Below are 10,697 nucleotides of genomic sequence, written 5' to 3' on the forward strand. Positions count from 1 at the left end.
GCACGAGTCGCTGCGCACCGTCCACCCGGCGTCCGCGCAGGGCCCGCATCAGGTCGTGCTGCCCGCCGGCAGCGTCACCGCCGATCTCACGCCGGTGCCGGTGGCGGGCGAAACCGAGCTGCGGGAACGGCTGCGCGCCGTCGCGGCTGCCGGGTTCGACGTGAGCGTCGACGTCCCGATCCGCACCGCCCTGTTCCGGCTGGGCTCGCAGGAGCATGTCGTCGCGATCGTGCTGCACCATATTGCGGCCGACGGCTTCTCGATGGCGCCGCTCGCGCGGGATGTCATGCTCGCGTACACGACCCGCGCGCAGGGGCAGGCACCGCAGTGGGCGCCGCTGCCCGCGCACTACGCCGACTACACCCTGTGGCAGCGGGAGGTCGTCGGCGACGACACCGACCCGGCCTCGCTCGCGACCGCGCAGATCGACTTCTGGCGCCGCACACTCGACGGGCTGCCGGAACTGCTCGAACTGCCGACCGATCGGGAGCGGACGATGCACCGCTCCGTGCACGGGGCCGCCGTGCCGTTCGGGTTCGGCCCGGACCTGCACCGCGCGGTAACCGAGCTGGCCCGCGAGCACGACGCCACAGTGTTCATGGTCGTGCATGCCGCGCTGGCGGTGCTTCTCGGGAAGCTCTCGGGCACATCGGATCTCGCGATCGGAACGCCGGTGGCGGGCCGTGGCGACGCGGCGCTCGACGACCTGGTCGGCATGTTCGTCAACACGGTGACCCTCCGCACCCGCATCGCACCACAGTCCACCTTCGGCGAATTGGTGGCCCAGGTGCGCGACGATGATCTCGCCGCGTTCGGGCACGCCGACGTCCCGTTCGACCACGTCGTCCGGGCGCTGGACCCGGTGCGATCCTCTGCGCACTCGCCGCTGTTCCAGGTGCTCCTCGAGTTCCGCAACCTCGACGCGACCCGCCTCGATCTGCCGGGACTGACCGTCGAGACCGTCGACGTCGATCTGGAGGTCGCCAAGTGCGATCTGTACCTGAGCATCGACGAGACCCGGGACCGCTCCGGCGCCCCCGCCGGCATGAATGCCGAATTCGGCTACACCACAGACATATTCGATCGCGACACCGTCGACAGGTTCGCGCGGCGGTTCGTGCGGTTGCTCGACGCCGTCGTCGCCGAGCCGACGCGTCCGCTCGGCGCCTTCGACCTGCTCGACGACGAACGCGCCGAACTGGTCCCGGTGTCGGGCGGTGCGTCGGTCCCCGCCGTCACCCTGCCCGAGCTGTTCGCCGCCGCGGCGTCCGCCGACCCCGACGCGATCGCCGTGGTCGCGGGGGAGCACCGGCTGACCTACCGTGAGCTCGACGAGCAGTCGAATCGACTGGCGCACACCCTGTCCGCTTCGGGCGCCGGACCGGAGTCGGTGGTGGCGATCGCGATGGCCCGCTCGGTGGAGTCGGTGCTGGCGGTGTGGTCGGTCGCGAAGACCGGGGCCGCATTCGTCCCCGTCGATCCCGGCTACCCGGCGGGGCGGATCGAGCACATGCTCGCCGACTCCGGCGCCTCGCTCGGCCTCACCACCGCCGACGCGGTCGATCGCCTGCCCGACTCCGTCCCGTGGCTGCCCGTCTCCGCGACTGCCCTGGCCGACGGCTCCCGGTACCAGGACCGGTTCCTGGAGGTCCGGGGGTCGGTGCGACCGGAGCATGCCGCGTACGTGATCTACACGTCCGGGTCGACGGGCGTGCCCAAGGGCGTGGAGGTCACGCACGCGGGCCTGGCGAACCTGGTGGCCGAGCAGCGCGCCCGGTTCGGGCTCGGTCCGCAGGCGCGGGTGCTGCACGCGGCGTCGCCGAGTTTCGACGCGGCGGTGCTGGAGATGCTGTGGGCCTTCGGGGCCGGCGGGCGTCTGGTGATCTCCCCGCCCGGAGTGTTCGGCGGGCGGGAACTGGCCGAGTTGCTGGCACGCGAGCAGGTCACGCACGTGGCACTCACGCCCGCGGCGCTGGGCACGGTGGATCCGGACGGGCTCGACCATCTGAGCACGGTCATCGTCGGTGGCGAGGCCTGCCCGCCGGAACTCGTCGCGCGGTGGGCCCCGGGCCGGACCATGGTGAACACCTACGGTCCCGCGGAAACGACAATCCAGTCCAATGCAGGTCGCGCTCTCGTTGCAGGAGAACCGGTTACGATCGGCGGCCCGATCCGCGGTTTCGCCGAACTGGTGCTCGACGAGCGGCTGCGGCCGATCCCGGTCGGGGTGGTGGGGGAACTGTACCTGTCCGGTCCCGGCTTGGCCCGCGGCTACCGCAACCGTCCCGGATTGTCGGCGGCACGGTTCGTCGCCGCCGCGGACGGGCAGCGCATGTACCGCACCGGGGATCTGGTGCGCTGGCGGCGCCGTGACGACGGGACGCTCGAACTCGACTACGTCGGCCGCTCCGATCAGCAGGTGAAGGTCCGCGGATTCCGCATCGAACTCGGCGAGATCGAATCGGCGCTGCTCGGCTATCCCGGTGTCGCGCACGCCGTCGCCCACGCCGACGGCGACCGGCTCGCCGGCTACGTCGTCGCGGCCCCCGGCTCCGAGGTCGACGTCGACGCCGTGCTCGGCCACGCCCGTGCCCGGCTCGCACCGCACATGGTTCCCGCGACCGTCACCGTCCTGGACCGGGTCCCGGTCACCGCGAACGGCAAGCTCGACCGGGCCGCCCTGCCACGACCGGAGCACACCCGCGTCGCCTACCGGGCTCCGCGCGACCCCGCCGAGACCGTCGTCGCCGACGCGTTCGCCGAAGATCTCGGGATCGACCGGGTCGGGTTGGACGACAACTACTTCGCTCTCGGCGGCACGTCCCTGAGCGCGACCGTGCTGATGGCCGAAATTTCGGACCGGGTCGGCCGGCAGGTGCCGGTGCAGTGGATCTTCACCGACCCCACCCCGGAATCCCTGGCCCACCGGATCACCACCGCGCCGGACCACGAAGCCGACGACGCGCTCGCGCCGCTGCTTCCGCTGCGCCCGGGCGACGAAGGCACGCCGGTGTTCTGTATCCACCCGGCGATCGGCCTGGCATGGTGCTTCACCGGTCTGGTGCCCTACCTCGGGGATCGTCCGGTGTACGGCCTGCAGTCCCCGGCGCTCACCGACCCCGAGGCGCAGTTCGCCGACCTCGGCGACCTCGCCGACCGCTACATCGAGCTGATCCGGTCCGTGCATCCGGACGGCCCGTACCACCTGGTGGGGTACTCGGTGGGCGGCCAGATCGCCCACGAGATGGCCGTGCGGCTCGGGTCCGGGACGGTCGCGACCCTCACGATGCTCGACTCGCATCTGCTGGGCGACACCGATCTCCGGATCGCACCGCTGACCCTGGCCGAACTGCTCGCCGAGTTCGGTGACCTGCCGGCCGGCGACACGTTCACCGCGGAACAGGCCGCGGACGTGCTGCGCCGCACCGGCGGCCTGTTCGACGCGGTAACGGCGGAACGTGTCGAGATGCTGCACCGGGTGTTCACCGCGACGGTGGAACTCGCTGTCACACATAGTCCGTCGGCCTCGCCCGACATCGATGTGCTGTACTTCGCGGCCGCGGAATCCGCCGGGGACCCCACCGCCGCAGCTGCCTGGCAGGCGCACGTCGCCGGCCGGATCGACGAACACGCGGTGCGAGCCGCACACCAGGAGCTGACGAGCCCGCAGGCCCTGGCCGAGATCGGTCCCGAGCTCGCCCAGCACCTGCTTCGTGCGGACGGGGTGAGCACATGAACCCCCTTGGGTACTGGTGGCGCCGAGCGGATCGCGAGATTCTAGTTGTGTCACGACAGCGAGAGTCCAGCACGTTGCGCGCTACCCCTTCCGGAGCGCGATACAGGTAGCGCACTACTCGTGACCCCGCCGGTGAAGCGGCCGATAGTTGTCGTCAGCACCGATCGCGGACATTTCCACAAGCGGACCGCCATGGGTCCCGACCACCCACAGTTACAGTTACTTGGAGAAGCTAATGCCGGCAACAACTCGTCGCCTGGACACCGCAGCGTCCCCGGCGCTCACCCCTCCCGGTCCCTCCGTACGCGGCCCTCGGTCGGGCATCGAACTCGTCAGCCTCTTCGACGGTTTCGCCATCGACGAGCACCCCAGCGCACCGACGGTTCGCCGCTGGGCGGTCGACTACCTGTGCCACCCGCACCGGGACCTCGGGAGGCGCGGCCCGGTCTGCCCGTTCGCCGGCCCCTCGATCACCCGGCGGTTGTTCTGGGCAGCGTTCGTCCCCGGCACCGACGTCGGGGAGGACCGGATGCGCGCCATCGCCGACGACCTCGCCGAACTGTTCCCGGCACTTCCGCCGGACACCGGCGCCGACGCAGCCCTCAAGGCCGTCGTCGTGGTCTTCCCCGATCTGACGGACTACGAGCTGATCGAGCGCGTGCAGAACGAACGCAAGTCCGACTTCGTCGTTCAGGGCCTCATGCTCGGCCAGTTCTACCCGGGCTGCACGGTGTCCGGTCTGCGCAACAGCGAGTTCCAGGCTCTCGACGCGCCGCTGCCCATGCTCGCCGTCCGGCACATGGTCGGCTCGGACTTCCCGTTCCTGACGACCGACCGGGAATGGGTCCTGGCCTACCTGAAGAAGTTCGCGGGTTCGGTCCCGTCCTCGGTCCGCTCCGAGATTGCGGAGAAACTGGCGTCATGAGCACGGACTCGGCCGCGCCCGTTGCCTCCACCGGGCCGGCCGGAAAGGACAGCAGGACCCCGTTTCCCCTCTCACCTGCCCAGCACGGGATGTGGTTCGCGCAGCAACTCGCACCCGAGGTGCCGCTGTGCATCGCCCAGTACGTGGAATTCCACGGGGCGCTCGACGTCGACCTGTTCCACCGGGTGTCCGTCGTGGCCGGGCTCGAGTTCGGTTCCGGGTTCCTGCGTCTGACCGAGGTCGACGGGGAGCCGTACCAGGTGGTCGATCCGACGCTCGACTCCCACCTCGAGGTGCTCGACTTCCGAGCCCACGAGGACCCGGTCGCGGCGGCCCACGCCTGGATGCACGCGAACTACACGGCGCCGATGGATCCGGCCACCGACCGGCTCGTCGCGTCGTCGATCCTGCGACTCGGCGACGAGCACTACTTGTGGTACAGCCGGATCCACCACGTCGCCCTGGACGGGTACGGCGCGATGACCATGGTGAAGCGGATCGCGGCGCTGTACACCGGAGCGGTCGAGGGACGCGACCCCGAACCTCACGGCGCCGCCGACCTGCGTGCGCTGTACGACCTCGACCGCCGCTACTGCGAGTCGGCGCGCTTCGACTCCGACCGCGAGTACTGGGCCGAACGGCTCGCCGGGTTGGCGGAGGGCTCGAGCCCGAGCGAGCGCCACGCCCCGGCCGTCGCCGACAACACCCTGGTCACCGCCGCGCTCGCCGATGCCACCGCGGCCCGGCTCCTCGACACCGACAACCGCGCGAGCGGAAACTCGGCGGCCTCGATCATCGCCGGATTCGCCTGTTACCTGTCGCGGCTGACGGGCCGGCCGGAGGTGCGCGTCGACATTCCCGTGTCCGGCCGCACCACCGCCGTGCTGCGCCGATCCGGGGGCATGGTCGTCAACGTCGCGCCGCTGCGGATCGCGGTGCGACCCGACGACACGGCCGGCGCCCTCGTCGACCGGGTGCAGCTGGAACTGGTGGGGGCGTTGCGGCACCAGCGCGGTGACCTCGCCACGATCATGCGTGACCTCGGCACCGACACCCGCCGGGCGAGTGCCCCGATGGTGAACGTCATGCTCTTCCACGAGGAGATCGTTCTCGGGCCGCTCGTCGGTGAATTCCATGTGCTCACGTCGGGACCGGTCGAGGACCTGCTGGTCAACGTGTACCAGAGCGGCACACCGCCGACGACCTACCTCGAATTCCGGGGCAACCCCGGCCGCTATCGGGACGACGAGTTGCACGAACTCCATCGTGGATTCGTCGGATTCGTCCAGGAATTCGTGTCCTCGGCGCCCGATACGCCGCTGTCCGCGATCCATCCCCACAGCGTGCGTGCCGGCGAGCGCAGGCGCGCCGCGGCGCAGCACCTCGACTACTGGCGTCGCACCCTCGCGAACCTGCCGACGTCCGGCGGATTGGCGAGCAGCCCGACGTCCGCGCATCCGGAACACGGGGACCGCACCCGCGTCACCGTCGATGCCAGGACGCACCGCCGGGCGCGATGCCTGGCCAGGGCCCACGACACCCGGACCTACTCGGTCGTGCACACCGCGCTCGCCGTTGCGCTGAGCAGATCCGTCGATTCCGACGACATCACGATCGGCGCCCCTGTGCGCGCCGAGACCGGCGTCGATGCCGTCGTGCTGCGCACGCGGGTCGAGGACGAAACCACGTTCTCTGTCGCCGTCGCCGGGACACGCGACTGCGAACTCGGTGCGTTCTCCCACACCGGGATCGAGCTTGCGCGGGTCCTGGACGAGCTGCCGAAGGCCGGGGAGTCGCCGTCGCTGTGTCAGGTCGTGCTCGGAGTGCGCGAAGCGACCTATTCCGGCGTCGCCGGTGTGTCGATCACCGCCCCCGCTCCCGGCGACCGCGACGGATTCGGGGATGTCCGGGTGACCGTCGCCGAGACGTTCACCGACGCCTGCCACCCCGCCGGCCTGACGATCGACTTCGAGTACACCGCCGCAGTCGACGCGGCGTCCGTGCGCGCCTGCGCGGAACGGTTCCGCCACATTCTCGAACAGGGCGTGGCCGAACCTACGGTGCGGATCGGCGATCTCGACGTCCTCTCGCCGAGCGAACGCGCCGAGCTGACCCCGGTCACCGGGGCAGTCGTGGTCCCAGCAGCCACCCTGCCGGATCTGCTGGCGGCGTCGGTCGGCAGCGAGCCCGACGCGGTCGCGGTGTGGTGCGGGGACCGGCGGATCACCTACGGCCGGCTCGACACCGAATCGAATCGATTGGCGCGGTTGCTGATCGGGCGAGGCGCCGGGCCCGGAACGACGGTCGCCGTGGCGATCCCGCGCTCGTACGAGTCGGTGCTCGCGGTGTGGGCGGTCGCGAAGACGGGGGCTGCCTTCGTCCCGGTCGACCCCACCTACCCGTCCGTGCGCATCGAGCACATGCTCTCCGATTCGGGGGCGGCACTCGGGCTGACCGTCACCGGTTCGGCTCCGACGCTGCCCGGGGACGTGCCGTGGATGCCGATCGACGAACCCGCCACCGTCGACGCGGTGGCCGCGCACTCGCCGCAGCCGATCACCGACCGGGACCGCAACGCGCCGCTGCATCTGGATCACCCGGCGTACGTGATCTACACGTCCGGTTCCACGGGAACCCCGAAGGGTGTCGTCGTGTCGCACCGGGGCCTGACGTGTCTGGCGACGGAAGAACGGGAGCGGTTCGGCGCCGACCCCGCGTCCCGCGTGCTGCACTTCGCGTCCCCGAGTTTCGACGCGTCGGTCTTCGAGATGCTGTGGGCCTTCGGCTCCGGCGCGCAACTGGTGATCGCACCCCCGGGCACCTACGGCGGAGACGCTCTCGCCGCGCTGATGGACCGCCACGCGGTGACCCACGCGGTTCTGACACCGTCGGTGCTCGCCTCCCTCGACCCCGCCGGGCGCGGGTCGCTCCGGTGCCTGGTGGCGGCCGGTGAGGCCTGCGCGCCGGAACTCGTGGCGCGGTGGGCGCCCGGCCGGGCGATGTTCAACGCGTACGGGCCGACCGAAGTGACGGTCATGTCGAATCTCGGTACGGTCGCGGCGGATGGCCCGGTCGGCATCGGCGGACCGATCCGCGGCATCGCCGAACTCGTCCTCGACGAGCGGCTGCGACCCGTGCCGGTCGGTGTGGCGGGAGAGCTGTACCTGTCGGGCCCCGGCCTGGCGTGGGGCTACCGGAATCGGCCGGACCTGACCGCGGGCCGGTTCGTCGCGGACCCGGTCGGCGGACCCGGCAGCCGGATGTACCGGACCGGCGACGTCGTGCGATGGCGGCGCGCCGACGATGGTGGACTCGAACTGGACTACCTGGGGCGCACCGACTTCCAGGTGAAGATCCGCGGGCTCCGCATCGAACTCGGCGAGATCGACGCCGCCCTGGCCTCCCATCCGGGTGTGCGCTTCGCCGTCACCGTCGGGCGGCCCGGGCCGGGCGGCGACACCGTTCTGGTGGCCTATGTCGTCCCGTCCGACGGTGAACCCGACGTCGCCGCGCTCACCGAGCACGTGCGCGCACGGGTTCCGGGTTACATGGTCCCGGCTGCCGTGGTCGTCCTCGACGACATCCCGCGTACTCCGGTCGGCAAGTTCGATCGCGCGGCACTGCCCGCGCCGGACTTCGCGGCGCCCGAGCAGTTCCGCGCACCCCGCACCGCCCGCGAGTCGGCGATCGCGACGGCCTTCGCCGACGTGCTCGGCACCGGTGAACTCGGCATCGACGCGAACTTCTTCGACCTCGGCGGCAACTCCCTCAGTGCGACGCGGGTGGTCGCCCGGGTGAACACCGCGCTCGGCTCGGGCATCGGAGTCCGCGATCTGTTCGAGGCGCCGACCGTGGCGGCACTGGCCGCCCGAGTGAGCACCCGGGATACCGCGGCCGGATCCCGGCCCGCCCTGGCTCGCCTCCCGCGCCCGGACCGGATCCCGCTGTCCCTCGCACAACAGCGCATGTGGCTCGTCAACCAGCTCGACACCGGCTCCCCGGCCTACAACATCCCCATCGCGCTGCGGCTGACCGGCGATCTCGATCCGGACGCCCTTCGTGTCGCCCTGGCCGACGTCCTCGAACGGCACATCACGCTGCGCACCGTGTACCCCGGCTCCGAGGACGGGCCGCATCAGGTCACGCTCCCCGTCGAGGCGGTGCTGTCCGACCTGACGCCGACCGTGGTTCCCGACGAGACGACCCTGCGGGCCCGCATCGCGGAGCTGGGCGGAACCGGTTTCGACGTCAGCCGCGCCGCCCCGATCCGGACCGCACTGTTCCGGACCGGCCCGGCCGAGCACGCCCTCGTCATGGTGGTGCACCACATCGCGGCCGACGGTTCGTCGATGGTGCCGATGGCCCGGGACGTCATGATCGCCTACAGCGCGCGCCGCGACGGCCACGCCCCCGTCTGGGTGCCGCTGCCGGTCGACTACGTCGACTACACCCTGTGGCAGCGGGAGGTTCTCGGCAGCGCCACGGACCAGCATTCGCGTGCCGGGGCCCAGCTCGAATACTGGCGGCGGACGTTGTCCGGCGCGCCCGCGGTGCTCGAACTGCCGTGGGACCGGCCCCGCCCGGTACACCGGTCGCTGCACGCGGGCACGGCGGACTTCAGATTGAATTCCGAACTGCACCGCCGCCTTCGAGAACTTGCCCGGCAACATGATTCGACGATGTTCATGGTGATGCACGCTGCGCTGGCGGTGCTGCTGGCCCGGCTCGGCGGATCCGACGACATCAGTGTCGGCACCCCGGTCGCCGGCCGGGGAGAGGCCGCGCTCGACGACGTGGTGGGCATGTTCGTCAACACGATCGTGCTGCGGACCGCGGTGGACCCGGCCGGTCCGTTCACCGGACTTCTCGGCCGGGCGCGGGAGAGCGCGCTCGGAGCATTCGCACACGCCGAGGTCCCGTTCGATCAGGTCGTCGACGCCGTGGATCCGGAGCGTTCGACCGCGTATTCGCCGCTGTTCCAGGTGATGCTGGAGTTCCGGAACACCGAGGCCGCGCGCCTGGAACTGCCGGGCCTGACGGTCGAGCCGATCCTGCTCGATCCCGGCGTCGCACGCTACGACCTCCACCTCGGTCTCGTCGAGGAGTTCACCGAAAACGGTGCACCCGAAGGAATATCGGCTGCGTTCGTCTACGCCGACGACCTCCTCGCGGAGACGACCGTGCGGGCGTTCGCCGAACGGTTCGTGCGCATCCTCGAGGACGTCACCGCCGACCCGTCGGCGCCGATCGAGACGATCGACATCCTCTCTCCGGACGAACACCGCCACCTGGTGCCGGCGTCGGGCGCACCCGCACTGCCACCGAGGACTCTGTCCGAGTTGCTGACGGCGTCGGCGACGACCGATCCGGATGCGATCGCCGTCGTCTGCGGAGATCGTCGAGTGACATACCGCGAGCTGGATGACGCGTCGAATCGGCTGGCGCACAGGTTGATCGAAGCAGGAGCGAGCCCGGAATCGGTGGTGGCGATCGCGGTGCCGCGGTCGGTGGAGTCGGTGCTGTCGGTGTGGTCGGTCGCGAAGACCGGGGCCGCGTTCGTCCCCGTCGACCCCGGCTACCCGTCCGGGCGGATCGAGCACATGCTCGCCGATTCCGGTGCCGTGCTGGGTCTTACGACCCCTGACCGAGCCGAAGAGCTGCCTGGCTCCGTCCCCTGGATACCCGTCTCCGCGACTGCCCTGGCCGACGGCTCCCGGTACCGGGAGGTGCGGGTGCCGGTGCGGCCCGAGCAGGCCGCATACGTGATCTACACGTCCGGGTCGACAGGTGTGCCCAAGGGCGTCGAGGTCACGCATGCCGGCCTGGCGAACCTGGTGGCCGAGCAGCGCACCCGGTTCGGGCTCGGTCCGCACGCGCGGGTGTTGCACGCGGCGTCGCCGAGTTTCGACGCGGCGGTGCTGGAGATGCTGTGGGCCTTCGGATCCGGTGGCCGCCTGGTGATCTCTCCGCCCGGAGTGTTCGGTGGGTGCGAGCTCGCCGAGCTGCTGGCGCGCGAGCAGGTGACCCATGCGGCCC

The 10,697-nt window shown here is 71.0% G+C and carries 3 protein-coding genes; all 3 read left to right on the plus strand.

The window, feature by feature from the left end; genetic code table 11:
• The coding region (locus ACN675_RS25350; protein ID WP_420753459.1) for a non-ribosomal peptide synthetase at positions 1-3,736 on the plus strand (3,736 nt) is incomplete at its 5' end.
• A gap of 235 nt (positions 3,737-3,971) precedes the next feature.
• Positions 3,972-4,661: a DUF6875 domain-containing protein gene (locus ACN675_RS25355; RefSeq protein ID WP_420753460.1), complete on the plus strand. Its 690-nt coding sequence runs from the start codon at positions 3,972-3,974 to the stop codon at positions 4,659-4,661.
• The coding region (locus ACN675_RS25360) for an amino acid adenylation domain-containing protein (protein ID WP_420753461.1) at positions 4,658-10,697 on the plus strand (6,040 nt) is incomplete at its 3' end. The genes ACN675_RS25355 and ACN675_RS25360, both read left to right, overlap by 4 nt.

Origin of the sequence: Rhodococcus sp. O3, from assembly GCF_048897285.1 — a bacterium.
Taxonomy (GTDB): domain Bacteria; phylum Actinomycetota; class Actinomycetes; order Mycobacteriales; family Mycobacteriaceae; genus Rhodococcus.